This is a genomic window from Neorhizobium sp. PAMB6630 (assembly GCF_058242775.1).
In genome coordinates, this window is the sequence record NZ_JBZAYV010000003.1 from 244,914 (window position 1) to 260,504 (window position 15,591).

The following is a 15,591-nucleotide window of genomic DNA, read 5'->3' on the forward strand; positions in this document are numbered from 1 at the left end:
AAATTTCTCCCCTCACTGGCCGTAGGGATCGGCTGCGTCGCGCAATCCGTCACCGATGAAGTTGAAGGCAAGGACGACGAGCACGACGGCAACGCCGGGTGCCAGAAGCCAGGGGGCAAGCGAGATGCTGCGCAAGTTCTGCGCGTCCTGCAGCAGCACGCCCCAGCTGACAACCGGCGGGCGAAGGCCAAGACCGAGGAAGCTGAGCGCCGTTTCGCCAAGGATCATTTCCGGCACGGCAAGCGTGACGGAAGCAATGATGTAGCTCGTCATCGCCGGCAGCATGTGTTTGGTAACGATGCGGTATTCCGAGGCGCCGGCAAGGCGCGCTGCCAGCACGTAATCCTCGGTCTTCAGTGAGAAGAAGCGGCCGCGCACGACGCGGGCCAGATGCGTCCAGCCGATCAGCGACAGGATGATGGTGATGAGCACGTAGACGAAAAGCGGATCCCAGGCGATGGGAAGCGCTGCGGCAAGCCCCATCCAGAGCGGGATTGTCGGGATGGAGCGAATGAACTCCATCAGCCGCTGGATACAGGCATCGAGCCAGCCGCCGTAATAACCGGAGATGGCGCCAAGCGTCAGGCCGATCACGAAGGAGAAGGCGACACCGATCAGACCGGCTGACAGCGTGACGCGGGCGCCGTGCAGAAGGCGGGTAAAGAGATCACGGCCGAGCGAATCCGTGCCGAGCAGGTTGATCTGCTGGCGCTTGTCATCCACGCCGAAGAAATGCGTTTTCGTCTCAACGAGGCCGAGCAGGCGATAGCTTTCCCCCTCCACGAAAAAGCGGATCGGCAGCACCTTGGCGCGATCTTCCACGTAAACGACGCGAGCGGTATCGAGATCGCGGGTGCGTTTCATGGCGTAGATGAAGGGCCGCTTCAGCTCACCATCATGGATGATGCGCACGACGCTTGGCGGCGCAAAGGTGTTCAGCTTGTTGAAGCTGAAGGGCAGATAGGGCGAAACGAAATCGGCAAAGATCGCAAGCACTGTCAGCACGATCATGAAGCCGAGCGAAACGACCGCTAGCCGATGTTTGCGAAACCGCCACCAGATCAGCGTCCAGGGCTTTGCGGTGTAGAGGTTTTCCTCGCGTGCCATTTCCTTCGGCGCAAGCGGCGGAGACGGGGCAAGAGGTGCGGCACTATCGAAGGTCTGGATATCGGTCATGGCTGCCTCACGAGAACCGGATGCGCGGATCAGACAGCGCAAGGAGGATGTCGGACAACACCGTGCCGATGACGGTGAAGACGCTGAGAATGAGAATGAAGCTACCGGCGAGATACATGTCCTGCATCTTCAGCGCCTGCAGCAGAAGCGGGCCCGTGGTCGGCAGGTTCAAAACGACGGCGGTGATAACGTCGCCCGAAAACAGCGCCGGAAGCGCCCAGCCGACGGTGGAGATGAAGGGGTTGAGCGCCACACGCACCGGATAACGCCACACCACCGTGCGCTCCCCAAACCCTTGTGCATAGGCGGTTTCCACGTAAGGCTTGCGCAGCTCGTCCAGCATGTTCGCCCGCATCACGCGAATGAGGCCCGCAGCACCGCCGGTTGCCAGCACCACGAGCGGGATCCACACATGCGACAGCATGTTGATCGTCTTGGCGACGCCCCAGGGCTGACCCTCGAACTGCGGCGAGATCAGCCCGCCGACATCAAGGTTCATCCAGATGAAGGCGACCCACATCAGGATCAGCGCCAGAAGGAAATCCGGCACGCCTTTTCCGAGAAAGCCGAAGACCGTGAAGATATAATCGAAGGCCGAATACTGCCGCGTGGCGGAATAGACGCCGACGGGGATCGCGATGATCCAGGTGAAGACGAGGCTGACGGAAGAGAGGATGAGCGTCAGCCCCAGCCGTTCCCAGATGAGGGAACTCACCGGCGCATTCCATTCCAGCGAGCGGCCGAAATCCCCGTAGAAGATAATGTTGGAGATCCACCGCCAGTATTGCACCAGAAGCGGGTCGTTCAGGCCATATTGTTCGCGCATCAGCGCTTCCTGCACATCCGTGATGTATTCACCGCCATTGCGCAGCTGCGCCACATAGGCGGTGACGAAATCGCCCGGCGGCAGCTGGATGATCAGGAATGAGATGAACGAGACGAACGCGAGCGTGGGGATGGCCCACATCGAACGCCGGATAATGTAACCTAGCATGGTGTCTCCTCCGCTTTGTCAGCGGCACAGTTCTACCTCTGCAAAGGCAAGATGCCTTTGCCGTCACGCGCGATGCCGAAAGGGCCGGCTCTGGAGTTGGAAGTTGAACCCGGCCCCGGCGCGTCTCCGGCAGGAGACGGACGGGAGCCGGGTGCAAAAAACTACTGCTTCATCCACATCTGCTGCGTCTGGCCGATGCCGATGCCGCGGGTGATGTCATCCTCGATGAGGCCTTCGCGGAAGTTCATGAAACTGGTCTTCACCACCGAAATCGCCGGCATCTCCCCGACAACGCCGATCACCCAGCCTTGCGTGACGAAGGTCTTGATGAGATCGGTCAGCGCCGTATCGGCAGCTTCCCGGTTGGTGGCCTTGGCAGCCTTGTCCCAATCGGCAAACACGCGGCGGATGGGGTGATCGGCCGGCGGCTCGATGCCGGAAGCACCGCCTGTGGAGTACCAGATGTAATACTGGTTGGCGTAGCTGTCATTGCCCATCATGATGCGCGGATCGGCTGCGACCACCGAGAGACGGTCAAAGGGATACCACTGCATCTGGAAATCGTTGTTGTCGCGGCTTGCATCCCACTGGGTGCGGTCGATCAGACGCGGCAGAAGTTCGATGCCGACCTGCTTGTAGCCATCAGCAACGATTTCCATGGTCTTCGGACCATTGGCATGCTGCATTTCAACGACAATCGAGAGGCGCCTGCCATCCGGGCGAAGTCGGAAGCCAGCGCTGTCGCGCTTGTCGAGACCGATCCCGTCCAGCAGCTGGTTGGCCTTGTCAGGATCGAACTCCGCCCAATGGGTTTCGAGTTCCGGATCGAAGTTCGGCGAACCGGTGACGGGTGAGGCCTGACGCGCTTCGGCAAGGCCCGAAAACACCAGTTCGTTCACCGTCTCGCGGTCGACGGCGATGCTCAGCGCCTGGCGGAATTCCGCCTTCTCGTAGAGGCCGCGCAGCACCTCGTCCTTGACGTTGAGGTTCGGCACCAGCGACCAGGTCTGCGCCTGCGTCCACCGCTTGACCTTGTAGTGACCCTTTTCCTCGTTTTCCTTGTAGAAGGTAAAATCCTGCGGTTCGACATAACGCATCTGCATGTCGATCTGGCCCTGCACGATCATCAGGTTGAAGGCCTCCTGCTCACTGAACAGGCGGTGCGAGATGCGGTCGATATAGGGCAGCTGGTTGCCGGCCTGATCCACGGCGTAATAATAGGGATTACGCACCATGGTGACGACATCGGCCGGTGCCGGCTTTTCGATCTTCCAGGCGGTTACGACAGGCAGATCCGGGTTTTGCCACCAGGCGGTTGCCGCACCCTTGGAACCCCAGAGATCCTGCCATTTGGCAACGCCGAACTTGGCGGTCGCCGCCTGCAGCTGCTCCGGCGTCGCATAATGGTTGTTGAACTGCTTCAGGTAATGTTTTGGGAAAATGAAGCTGGGGCGATCAAGGCTCGGCTCGCCGGTTGAATCCTTGGCAAGGATTTCGAGGAAATAGACGTAAGGTTCGTCGAATTTCACCTTGAACGTCTGTTTGTCGACCACTTCCAGCTTCATCGGCTTGCCGCCGGGTGCGAGCGTCTGGTCGACAGCCTTCAGGAGATCGCGGTTGAGGAAGACGTCATTGTACCAGAACTCGACATCTTCAGTCGTCACCGGCTCGCCGTCAGACCATTTCAGGCCCTTCAGAAGCGTGAAGGTGAATTCGCGCGAATCCTCGCTCACCGAATAGGAAGAGATGAAGCCCGGTACCAGATCGAGCTTGCCTTCGGCATTTTGTGACCATTTCAGCACGCGCTCTTCCATGAGCTTGGTCGGGCCCCAGCGGTCACCCGGGCCCTTGAAGGCGCGCTGCCAGGTTCCGCCATACTGTCCAACCTCGACAGCCTTGATAACGGTTGGCTTTTCCGGCAGGCGCTGCTCCACGGGCGGCAGCTTTCCGGCCTTCACCTGCTCAGTGAGCATCGGTGATTCCTGGAATGCAAAAGCCGAACCGGCAAGACACGTTGCCAGAAGTGCTGCGGCATATTTAGTGAAAATATTTTTATGAAGCATTGTGCTATCCTCCCAGATTAGCAAAAATGAAGCGCCATCCCCTCCATAATCCCCGGATTAAGCGCGTGAAGGGACGATCTTGTATCAAGAGCCAAAAATCAAGTTAAAAAATATTTTCACGCCCTATCGTGAAATGCGGATATTCCCGCCGCTTTCCCGCTCGATCAGCTGGCAGCCCAGCTCGATGCGGCAGGCGGGGTGGGTCACGCCCATCACGGACAAGCGGTTCTCAAGGATCTGGATCGTGGAGGAGGCGAGCGCATCGAGCGGCACCCTCACCGTCGTCAGCGTCGGCATGGTCAACTCGCCGGGCGCCACGCCGTCGAAGCCCACCACGGCAATATCCTTCGGTATGGCAAAGCCTTGCGCCTGCAATTCCATCAATGCGCCAATCGCCAGATTATCGGCCGCACAGAAGACGGCGGTAAACCCATCGAGCCCGCCCCGTTCGGTGACAAAATTGCGCAGGGCCTCGCGGGCCTGATCGGGCTCGTAGCCGCGGGCATAGAGCACCTCGCCCTGATCGCGCGGCAGGTCGCGCTCGGCATAGGCATCATGAAAGCCATCGACACGGCGCATGATGGTGGAGCGCCCGCGCCAGGTGAGATGCAGGATGCGGCGGTGGCCGTGCGACAGCAGCCATTCGGTGGCAAGGCGGGCGCCATAACGGTTGGCCGGCGCGACCGTATCGACGCTCATCGTCGGGTCTTCGCCGTTCAAAAGCACAACGGCAAGATCTGCCGCCGCAAGGGCGCGCAGAAGTTTTGGATTGTCATCAAAGACAAGCGCCACGCCTTCCGCCGCCACGGCCCGCGCACCGGCGATAATCTCGGCGGCGTTCAGTTCCGGCGAACCGTTATGCGCCACCACCCGGATGCCGCGCCGCTCGCATTCACGCGACAGTGCAGTGAGCAGCGTCCAGGAGACGAGATTGATATCATTGTGCGGCAGATTGCCGGGGGGCACGGCGAGATAAAGCGTGGTGAGCGACGCAATCGCCCCCTTCTGCTGGCGCCTTGCGAGATAGCCGAGCCGGCGCGCCACTTCAAGAACGCGTCCCCGCACCTCCTGCGAGATGGGCGCAGTGCCGTTCAGCACATGCGAGACGGTGCTGAGCGCAACGCCTGCTTCGCGGGAAATATCCTTGATACCGACTTTGCGCTCCGGCCGCCTGTCCAGGGTCAAGATCTGCTACTCCGCGTAAAATGGATTGGTGAAAAGCCTTGGCTCACGACCATGCCAGATTTCGTAGCGGATGAAACGCCCGGAAAACGGTCGCTCCACCGTCATGGCGGCTTCGGTCGCCGCGATGGTTTCCACCGTGCCGGCTTCCGTCACCCGGCGGATCTCGTCGCCTGTCACGAGCCCTGAAAAGGTAACGCCCGTTGCCACGCCAGCTGCCACCTGCGTCCCAAACATCGGCAGTTCATCCGCACTCGGCACAGCCATGGTTTCATCCGGGGAAAAGCTGACGACGTTGCGCCCCGCGCGCACTGCTTTCAGGATATCGCGGATGGAGGCGCTGTCTGAAAACAGCCGGTTTGCAGGGCGCCCGTGCCGGCGGCGGTTCTTCAGGTGAAAATCGCTGCCGCCGGTTGCCGGAATGCGGCGCCCGGACACGAGCAATTCCTGCCAGAAGGCCAGCCCCTCCTCGTTCATCACCGACCAGTTTCCGTTCCAGATCTCATAGGCATCAAAGGCGACATCAAATCCCGCCTGCCAACGCCCGCCGGCCGAATTCTGGAAGGGGTGGTTGATGACGATGGTCGCGCCATTGGCCCGCGCTTCCGCCATCTTGTCGGCGACATCGCAAGGTGAGCGGCAGCGCCAGTCTTCGACCGGACGCTCGAGGCCGAGAAAATTCGTGTGGCCGTAAAAGGAGGTCAGCTCCATCGCCGGGATAACAAGAATATCCGGATCATCCGGCCGGATGATATTCTGCGAGACCGTGTTGTGATCGGTGATCGCCATGAAATCCAGCCTTGAGGCGCGCGCCCGGTGGATGGCATCGAGCACCGTCACCCCACCGTCTGAATGTTCCGAATGGCTGTGCAGCTCTCCGGCAAGCCAGCGGGGGCGCTTGGCGATCAACCGGATCTGCAGATCCACCTTGCAGGCCGGGCCGATTTTCACGATGCCGAGCACCACATGCCAGGCGCCTTCCAACGGTCCCAGATCATAACCCGGCGTGGCCCGATCTTCCTCAAGCGTGATGTGCCCGCGCTCCGAGCCCGTCCAGCCGCGCATGCGCCCATTGTGGGCAACACCGAGATCAATGACACTGCCGCCCCCGCCGAAGGGAAAGTGATAGCTCACCTCGATGCGCTCGATATCGGGCCCCACCGCAAAAGGGATCTCGATGAAGGACTTTTCACCCTCGGGGAAACTGTCGATGACATGGGTGAAGGTCTGGTTGCCATGGCTCATCGGGTCAGCCCTTCAGCTTGAGCGTAATGATTTCGAACGGCTTGAACGCCAGTTCGAGGTGGTGGCCGTCAAGGGCAAGTGGCGTTGCCCCCTCCTCCATGAGATCAACGAGTTCCACGGAGCGGATCGACGGATCAAGCGCGATACGGCCAAGGCAGCGGGTGCCTGAGACTTCAAACAGACGCACGATCATGCCGTCGCCCGCCTCGGCGCGCTTGATGGCTTCCACTGCAAGGCCCGGTGTCTCAACGGCAAGAAGGGAGCCGGCCATTTTGCCGGCACCGGCAGAACCGGACAGGATGTGCAGCGGCAGATTGAAGTCCTCGGCCGCCACGTGAACGGCGCGCTTGTCTGCGTCATGCAGGAAAATCGCGTAACGCAGCCGGTGTTCGCCCTGATCGGCCTCTGCCCAGGGATAGGTCGGCGAGCGCAGCAGCGTCAGGCGAAGATCAGAACCCTTGGCGTCATAGCCATATTTGCAATCGTTCAGCAGTGCCACGCCGAAATCGGCCTCACTCACATCCACCCAGCGCTGCATGGAGCATTCGAACCGGGCGCGGTCCCAGGATGTGTTGCGGTGGCTTGCGCGGCGTACATGGCCGAACTGGATTTCGGCATCCACATGCGCGGTGTTGAGCGCCAGCGGAAAGGCGGTCTTCACCAGCGTATTGTGCTCGCGCCAGTCGATGAAGCAATCGACCTCCAGCTGCCGGGCGCCGGCTTCCAGCGACACGACCTGCACGATGCTTGACGCCTCGTAACGCCATTCAAAGCGGATCGCGGCACGCAGCGGCCCCGTCTCCACCACCTCGGCCCGCACCAGATCGTCGATCTCGAAGACCTGGTCCTCGAAATCGGCATCAATATCCCAGGCGTCATATTGCGCCGGCATGTCGCGAAACGCCTGCAACCGGTTGGCCAGGCCACCAGCGGGCAGGATTTCACGCGCGCGTTTCCGCTCAAGGATCGAGGTGATGCGCCCGCGCTCGTCAAACCGAACGGAGAGCGCTTCGTTTTCCAGATGCCGGGGCGAGACAGTGAGAACCGGTGTCGCCGGCTCCTGCCGGCAGGATTTAAGATCGGTGAAGGCAAGCGGCGCAAGGCCTGCCACCGAGACGGCATGAACCGTCGCGCCATCGGCCCTGACAAGAGCCTGCTCGCCTGCAATGCTAAGCTTTTCCGGGTAAAGCGCCAGACCCGACCGGATGCGCCCCGTCGTATTAAAAAGGATCGGCCTGCCTGCTTCCACAAGGCCGTCGAGCAAGGTCTGGCGCAGGTGATCGACGGTTTTGAAAAAGGCCGCATAATCCCGGTCGCTGTCCTCATAGACCGCCCCGATGGACGAGCCCGGCAGGATATCGTGGAACTGGTTCAGCATGACGATATCCCAGAGCCGGCGGATTTCGTCCGCCGGATAGGTTTGGCCACTCTGCCGTTCGGCGAACACTGCCAGCATCTCGATTTCGCGCAGTGCAATTTCGGCCAGCCGGTTTGCGCGCTTGTTCTTGGCAACCGAGGTCAGCGTGCCCCGATGAAATTCGGCGTAAAGTTCACCTACCCAGACGGGATAATTTTGCGGCTCCGCCCGCATGCGCCCGATCAGCCGCTCGAAGAACGGCCGCATCGTCGCGTGGCTGACCTTCGGGCAGCCGGGGATGCCGCGTTCCATGCGGCGAATGTTCTGCAACATCTCGCGCGTCGGCCCGCCGCCGCCATCGCCGTGGCCGTAGACGAGAAACAGTTCGGAATTCAGCGCCTGCTGGCCGTGACGACGCCAGGTGCCCATCACATGCGTGGGCTTGAGGTTCGGGCAATAGGTCGTGCCAAGGCTGGTGGAATCGTAGGGCTGGGTCGTCAGGAAATAGGCGACCACTTTCGTGCCGTCGATGCCCTGCCAGAACATCGTCTCATCCGGCATGCGGTTGGTATCGTTCCACGAGAGCTTGTGCGTGACAAAGCTGTCGAGGCCGGACTTTTCCATCAGCTGCGGCAGGGATGCGGAATAACCAAACGTATCCGGCAGCCAGATCATGCGCGGGCGCACGCCAAAAGTTTTGACATGGTAATCGACGCCGTAGAGAATGTGGCGAACCAGCGCCTCGCCGCCGGCAATATTGACATCCGGCTCCAGCCACAGCGCGCCCTCGATCTCGAAACGGCCGGTCTTCACCTGCGCCTCGATACGCTGGAAAAGCTCCGGATAATCTTCGTTCAGATAATCCAGAAGCACGCATTGATTGTACATAAAGCGGTAATCGGGAAAATCCTCCATCAGCGACAGCGCCGTTGCCATGGAGCGCGCCATTTTCTGGCGTGTCTCGCGCACCCGCCACAGCCAGGCGACATCGATATGGGTGTGGCCCGTTGCGACAATCGTCGGCTTATCCTCGAAATCCTGTGCGTCGTAGATCGGCTGCACCGCCAGTCGCGCCTTTTCGAGCGAGGCGCGGAAGCGGGCCTCGTTGCCCGGCCGCAGGTCGATGACGTCCACGGCCTTTTCCACGTGGTTCAGAATGAAGTGCCGGCGCGGATCATCCACTGCCAGAAGTCGCGCTACATCGAGCGGCACCCGCAGGTCGTAATAAAGGTCGTCCACCTCCAGATCATGCACCTGCAGCGTGCAGCCAAAGCCCAGTTGGCGGCGGTCTTCGATCGTGCCGGCCTCGATCAGGATATCGAAACTCTCGCCGCCCTTTGCCTCGTTCGTCAGCAAAAACTGCCGGTGGTTGCCATCGACACCCTGGCGGATGGCGCCATTGACGCGCACCAGACATTGCGGATCGCTGCGGCCCATGACGCTGCCGAAAGCGGCCTCGACATGAACGACGATGCGCTTACCCTCCACCTCTGCCGGCAGGGCAATGCGTCCGCCAAACCAGTAATAACCATCCGGTTCGCCCCAGACGAGATCGCGCGTCACCGGGGTCCAGCCTGTGCGATCGCTCGTCACCATCCCGGCGCGGTCATCCGCTGCCGCCGGGGCATAAACCAGCGACACGTCCACGCCGGTCGGCACGAAAATCCGCTCCTGCAGGCGCGACAGCAGATGATCAAGCTTGCGGATACGTTTCATCGGCATAGCCCCTCCTCAAAGGCCAGGATGGATGGTCTTTAGGGGACGTCAGGACCAGATGCGCGGCTCGCCATCGCGCACGTCAATTGCCTTTTCATTCCAGCCCTCCGGCAGCGGCGACGGGCGCGAAAACTGGACCTCTTCCAGAGACAGGCCTTCGACATTCATCGAAAACAGCGCCGGCATGCCGCCCGGATATGGCACAAGACCGATCACATCGCCGTTTTCATCCTTGATCCAGGCATTGGCCCGGCCTGCTGCATCCGGCGACGGAGCCAGATCGAAATGCGTCGGGCGCACATCGTATTTGTGCCCGTGATAAGACCCGGTAACCTGCTTGATGGCCATGCGGGTGAAGTAGACATCGTTTATGCCGGCAGCGCCATCTGCCACCAGATTGACCGCCCCCTCCATCGTGCCCTCGATATCCTCGAACACGATGTTTTCGATGCGCCCGGCCGGCTTTTGCGCACGCCGATCCACGACGTTGACGGTGATGGCTTCGCCCGAACCCCAGAACCCGTCCGGCGTCTCATGCGCATCCAGCCGGATGCGCTGGCTGACGATATTGCGAATGTGGCCGCCATCGCGTGAAAAAAGGCCAATGGCGCGGTTCGAGCGCAGAATTTCGCAATCGCGAAAGGTGACGTTTTCCACGTCGCCATGGGTTTCCGTGCCGATCTTCAGGGCGCAACTGCGGCTTTCCACCCGGCACTGTTCCACCAGAATATCGCGGCAGGCGCCCACCGCCTTGCCATCCGGCCCGGCGCTGGTTTTCAACACCACACCGTCATCTGCGGTCGCGATATCGCAGTCGCGAATGGTCACGTCCTGGCAGCTATCGATGACGATGCCGTCGGTGTTCGGCATCTCGCGGTCGTTGTCAATTGACAATCGCTCCACGCGCACCTGTCGGCAGGCGATCAGGTGAATGGTCCACATCGGCGAAGACCGGATCGAGAAACCCTCGAGCACCACGTCGTCGCAACCCTCCAGCACCAGCACGCGCGGACGCGTTGCCGCTGGAATATGCGTTCCCATATCCTCCAGTCGCCCGACGATGAAATCGGCGCCCGGCGCCTCGATCGAGCCTTCGCCGGAAAGGCGGATGCCGGAGGCGTTTTTGGCCACCATCATCGCAATATCGGAGGATTCGGCGATCACATCGACGTGGTTTTGCGCGTAGGCTGCGACATCGCTGGAAAAGCGCAGGATGGCGCCGGCTTTCAGGTGCAGGTCAAGTCCCGCCGGCAGCCGAAGAGCGCCGCAATGATAGATGCCGGGGCCCAGCACAAGCTGCGTTCGAGAGGCGGCAGCAACCTCCATCGCACCCTGCAAAGCCTGCGTGCAATCACCGCCCCCATCAGGGAAAATATTTTCATGAATAGTCAAGGTGAACGCCTCCCGCCTTCGCTCTTTTCCATTAAGGGGGAGTTTTAGCGTGATATTTTCAGCTGACAAGCACAAACAGACGGAAACGGGATGGATTTTTCCCAATATCGCGAAAAGAAAGGAATGAAATAGTTTTCACATTTTTCCTATTTCCGGCAAGCAAGACAGAAATGGAGCGTTTTCACATCTGTGCCGGCCGTACAATCTCAGCCGCCGGGCGGACAAAGCTGCGGCGGCCGGCCTTGAAGCCCATGAGCGGGGTGGCAAGACCGCCAAAGGCCTCCGTCTCCTCATCGGCATCGAGCACCACGAGATCCGCCCGGTTGCCCGGCAAAAGGCCGTAATCCGCAATGCCCATCAGGCGTGCCGCGGACGTGGTGATGAGATCGAGACAGGCGGCAAACCCCTCCGGCCCGATTTGCAAAATATTGGCGTAGAGATTGACCATGCGCAGAAGCGAGGCATCGCCATAGGGGGTAAACGGATTGAGCACATTGTTGGTGGCAACCGAACAGTTGATGCCACGCGCCGCCAGCACATGCACGGGTGCAACGCCGCGCATCGCCCGGCGCCCCGCATCGCGGCCGTTCAGGTAAAGGTCGGTGGAGGGAAGCGCCGTCACCGCGACCCCGCAGGACAACAGCAAGGCCACGTGGCGCTCGAACGCCGCTTCGTCCATCGCCGCAAGTTTTGTGGCATGACCGACCGTGACGCGTCCCTGCCAGCCGGCTTTTTCGGTGCGCCGGCAGATTTCCTCCAGATGCGACCAGGAGGGATCAAGGTCGAAATCGAGGTGAAAATCGAGATCGACATTGTGAGCCGCCGCCATGGCAAACAGCGTTTCCATCTGCGCCGACGGGTTCGTGTCCGTATACGGGCAACCGCCGAGAAGATCGGCGCCATCAGACAGCGCCTCTTCGAGCAGTTCCAGCGTGCCGGGATCATTGGTCAGCCCCTCCTGCGGAAAAACGCAGATGGAGAGATCAAGCGCAAAAGCATAATCGCGCTTCAGCCGCTTCATGGCCTCAAAACTTCGCAGGCCCGCGCGCGGATCCACTTCCACATGGGTGCGCATATGCATGGTGCCCGCAGTAATCGCCTTTTCGATGACGCGGGCACCGCGTGCATAAACATCCTCCACGGTAAAATCCCGCTTGAGGCGGGATACCGCAGCAATCGCCCCCTTCAAGCCACCGCCGGCATCCAGGCAGCGACAGATGAGGCAGGCCTTGTCGAGATGGATATGCGTATCGACGAAACCCGGCAGGAGAAGTCGCCCGCCGAGATCCTCCACCTCAGCCCCCGTCTCGCCGGGTTGAAGCCCGACGCAAGCAATCCGGCCTCTGACGATGCCGATATCCACCGGTGCGCTGCCGCCGCGCAAAAGGGCATTGCGCAGCACGAGGTCATAACCCGGCCTTTCCTCGCCGCTGCGAGACGTGTCGTCAAAATGAGAGGTCACCACGCTTGCAACTCCCGGCGCGTTTTGCTTAAGCTAAAACTGTATGCACTTTTAGCCAGAACTGACAACAGGGAGCCCCGCCATGCATCAGAAGACCGAACGCGATCTGCAGGCGGTGAAGGATTATCTGGATGCCTCGATGGCGCCTGATCCCGTGCGCGCGGCCACCTTCGTTGCCCCCGAATTTCTGTGCCGCTTCACCGGCAACCGGGTTTTCCGCACACCGTCCGGTCCGACCGGCTTCAATGCTGCCCGTTACGCCTGGGTGAAGAAGCGCATCGAGCGTTATGACGTGGTGCCCGGCGAAGACGAAACCATCGTCTACAGCCTCGGCTTCCTCTACGGCGCCTGGCCGGATGGCACGGAATTCGATCACAACCGTTACGTTGACCGGTTTGTCGTGCGCGACGGCATGATCATCGAAACCGATGTGTGGAACGACAGCGCCGAATGGATCCTTGATCCGGGCGTTGCCCGTCAGCCGGGCTCGCCCGCATAGGGGGCCAGGATATTCATGAGGTCACGGCCGCGCGCATCGGACGCTTGAAGCAGCGCGCGCGACGCCACCGCCTCCAGATGCGCCTCCATCATGTCCGCCGCCTTGTCCGCCGGGCCGGTGCGGATCGCCTCGATCAGGTCCAGATGCTCGCTCACGGCGCAATCGGAGGAGTGTGGCCGGCTGAAAGCCGAGAGTGCAAGGCCGGCGCGGTAGCAGATTTCCGTGACATAACGGATGAGGATCGGTTTTCCGGTCATCTCCGCAAGCGCCACGTGGAATTCCGTCGCAAGGCGAATGGCGGTGCCGTCAGCGCCATGGCGGGCCGCATGTTCGGCTTCGACGATCGCCTGCAGGTGTTTTATCTCGCGCTCGCTAAGCTTTCCCGCCAGATGCCGCACCACCTGACGCTCCAGAACGATGCGCAGATCAAAGATGTCGCGCGCATCGGCAAAGGACGGGACGGCAACGGTTGCCATGCGGTTTCGCCGCAGGTCCACCAGCCCTTCGGCCGCCAGCTGGCCAAGAGCGTAGCGGGCAATCGTGCGGCTGGCGCCAAACCGTTCGCCCAGCGCATCCTCCGGCAGCCGGTCTCCCGGCAAAAGCGCGCGCTCCAGGATCGCCCGGCGGATTGCCTTGCAGATGAGGGAGAGCCGATCTGCCTCGCCGCGTGCCGGAGTTTTTTTCGCTGCCATGCCGTGTCCTGCTTTGCCTGTTCTGCATACGGAAAACGACACGAAAATTCAACGTGCGGGGCGCCTTGCGAAATGCCGCTTTGACGGGCAGATTGCCCAGATAAAATGCATGCACTTTGCTGGCAACCGTCCCGCCCGCCTGACATCATCCTCCAGCGGATGGCATGGCGATTGCGTTGCCCTGGAAAACGAGAACCAACGAGAACCAAGACAGATGACGACAGAGCGTTTGCACCCAAAAGCTGCCGGGGGCATGGTCACCAGCCCGCACCCTCTGGCAAGTGCTGCGGGTGCAGCCGTGCTCGAGGCCGGCGGCAATGCCATCGAAGCCGCCGTTGCAACGGCTGGCGTTCTTGCCGTGACGATGCCGCATTTCTGCGGGCTCGGCGGCGATGCCGTGTGGCTGGTGGCCGACCGCGAAGGTCGCAAGGCCTCGTTTCTCGGCATCGGGGCTGCCGCGCAAACCCTTCCCCCCTATGATCAGCCGATCCCGTTGCGGGGGCCGGGCTCTGCCATCACGTCGGCGGCAGCGGTCGATAGCTGGCAACATGCACTGGACTACAGTGCCGGTCACTGGGGTGGACATGCCGACTTTTCGACGTTGATCGCGCCCGCCATCCGCCTTGCCGAAGAGGGCTATGTGCCGACGGCTTCACAAGGCTTCTGGCTTGATTTCCGCGAGGCGGAGATTGCCCGGTGGCCGGGCTTTTCCGCAATCTTCGACCACCGGGGCAAGGCCGGGCCGTTTCGCCAGCCGCAATTGGCTGAAAGCCTCAGGCTTCTCGCCCGAGACGGTGCCCGCTCGTTCTATGAAGGCGAATTGGCCAAACGGATAGCAGAAGGGCTTTCCGCTGCCGGATCGCCGCTGACACTTCTGGATCTGGCAGAAACCCGCACCCGCACGGCGGAACCGGCGACGCTTGCTTATCGCGGCCTCACTCTTCTGGCACCACCGCCGCCGACGCAAGGCATCTCGACACTCGCCATTCTGGGCATCCTCTCCCGCTTTGATCTTGGCAGCCTTTCGGCCGACGGCAGCGAGCGGTATCACCTGATCGTGGAGGCCGTGAAACAGGCGTTTCTCGACCGCGGGCTGATTGCCGATGGCAACGACATCGACGGCATCACCGCCCACTGTCTCGACCCGGCCCGCCTTGACGCCAAAGCCAAGGCCATTCAGCTGGGAACGGCGCTCTCCTGGCCGCATCGCTATCGCCACGGCGATACCGTGTTTTTCGGTGTGGTGGATGGCAAGGGGCAAAGCGCCAGCGTGCTGCAAAGCACCTATTTCGACTGGGGAAGCGGTGTCGTGGTGGGCGATACCGGCATTCTCTGGCAAAATCGCGGGGCGGCGTTTTCCACCGATCCCGCCCACCCGAATGCCGTCGCGCCGGGCAAGCGCCCGTTTTATACGCTGAACCCGGGCATGGCGCTGAAGGAGGGCAAACCGCACCTGATCTATGGCACGCAAGGCGCGGATGGCCAGCCGCAGACGCTTGCCGTGCTGCTGACCGGCCTGATCGACCATGCCATGAGCCCGAGCGATGCGCTGGCGCAACCGCGCTTCCTGCTCGGTAAAACCTTTTCCGACAGCCGCGACAGCCTGAAGCTTGAGGCATCGCTGGAAGATACGGTGTTTGAGGAGATGGCAGCGCGCGGCCATATCGTGGCGCCGCTTCCCGCTCTTTCGCCGCTGTTTGGCCAGGCGGGCGTGATCCGCGTCGAGGAAAGCGGCGATGTCTGCGGCGCGCACGATCCGCGCGGTGAAGGCTTAGCCGTTGCCGCGCAAAATAGGCCCGGCTGACGCGTTTCG

11 protein-coding genes are annotated in these 15,591 nt (G+C 61.4%); 2 read left to right on the top strand and 9 right to left on the bottom strand.

From position 1 onward, the window contains the following. Positions 1-12: 12 nt before the first annotated feature. The 8 genes from AC4CWF_RS26605 to AC4CWF_RS26640 form a co-directional block, all read right to left on the bottom strand. On the bottom strand, positions 13-1,107 hold the full coding sequence (locus AC4CWF_RS26605) for an ABC transporter permease (RefSeq protein WP_491288246.1): 1,095 nt from the start codon (positions 1,105-1,107) through the stop codon (positions 13-15). Between the two features lie 76 nt (positions 1,108-1,183). Further along, on the bottom strand, positions 1,184-2,170 hold the full coding sequence (locus tag AC4CWF_RS26610) for an ABC transporter permease (RefSeq protein WP_491288006.1): 987 nt from the start codon (positions 2,168-2,170) through the stop codon (positions 1,184-1,186). Positions 2,171-2,331: 161 nt separating this feature from the next. Beyond that, positions 2,332-4,233, bottom strand: coding sequence for an ABC transporter substrate-binding protein (locus AC4CWF_RS26615; RefSeq protein ID WP_491288008.1), 1,902 nt, complete (start codon positions 4,231-4,233; stop codon positions 2,332-2,334). A gap of 123 nt (positions 4,234-4,356) precedes the next feature. Next, the gene (locus AC4CWF_RS26620) at positions 4,357-5,418 is read right to left on the bottom strand and encodes a LacI family DNA-binding transcriptional regulator (protein WP_491288009.1); all 1,062 of its coding nucleotides are present in this window, start codon (positions 5,416-5,418) and stop codon (positions 4,357-4,359) included. A 6-nt stretch (positions 5,419-5,424) separates the two neighbouring features. Then, positions 5,425-6,660 carry a CehA/McbA family metallohydrolase gene (locus tag AC4CWF_RS26625; RefSeq protein ID WP_491288010.1) on the bottom strand — a complete coding sequence of 412 codons (1,236 nt, stop codon included), beginning with the start codon at positions 6,658-6,660 and terminating at the stop codon, positions 5,425-5,427. Positions 6,661-6,664: 4 nt separating this feature from the next. Further along, a complete protein-coding gene (locus tag AC4CWF_RS26630; RefSeq protein WP_491288011.1) occupies positions 6,665-9,739 on the bottom strand; it encodes an alpha-mannosidase in 3,075 nt (1,024 codons plus the stop codon). A gap of 42 nt (positions 9,740-9,781) precedes the next feature. Further along, positions 9,782-11,125 (bottom strand): polygalacturonase PglB, encoded by a 1,344-nt coding sequence (gene pglB, locus AC4CWF_RS26635; protein WP_491288012.1) that lies wholly within the window; start codon positions 11,123-11,125, stop codon positions 9,782-9,784. Positions 11,126-11,306: 181 nt separating this feature from the next. Then, positions 11,307-12,590 carry an amidohydrolase family protein gene (locus AC4CWF_RS26640; protein WP_491288013.1) on the bottom strand — a complete coding sequence of 428 codons (1,284 nt, stop codon included), beginning with the start codon at positions 12,588-12,590 and terminating at the stop codon, positions 11,307-11,309. Between the two features lie 79 nt (positions 12,591-12,669). On the opposite strand from AC4CWF_RS26640, the gene AC4CWF_RS26645 reads away from it, so the two are divergent. Further along, positions 12,670-13,086 (top strand): nuclear transport factor 2-like protein, encoded by a 417-nt coding sequence (locus AC4CWF_RS26645; RefSeq protein WP_491288014.1) that lies wholly within the window; start codon positions 12,670-12,672, stop codon positions 13,084-13,086. On the opposite strand, the gene AC4CWF_RS26650 is transcribed toward AC4CWF_RS26645, so the two are convergent. Continuing rightward, positions 13,065-13,778: a GntR family transcriptional regulator gene (locus AC4CWF_RS26650; RefSeq protein WP_491288015.1), complete on the bottom strand. Its 714-nt coding sequence runs from the start codon at positions 13,776-13,778 to the stop codon at positions 13,065-13,067. The two genes, AC4CWF_RS26645 and AC4CWF_RS26650, sit on opposite strands and share 22 nt — an antisense overlap. Before the next feature lie 253 nt (positions 13,779-14,031). Here AC4CWF_RS26650 and AC4CWF_RS26655 point away from each other — a divergent pair, with 253 nt between their 5' ends. Further along, entirely contained in the window at positions 14,032-15,582 is a 1,551-nt protein-coding gene (locus AC4CWF_RS26655; protein ID WP_491288248.1) for a gamma-glutamyltransferase family protein, read from the top strand. The last annotated feature ends 9 nt before the right edge of the window (positions 15,583-15,591 follow it).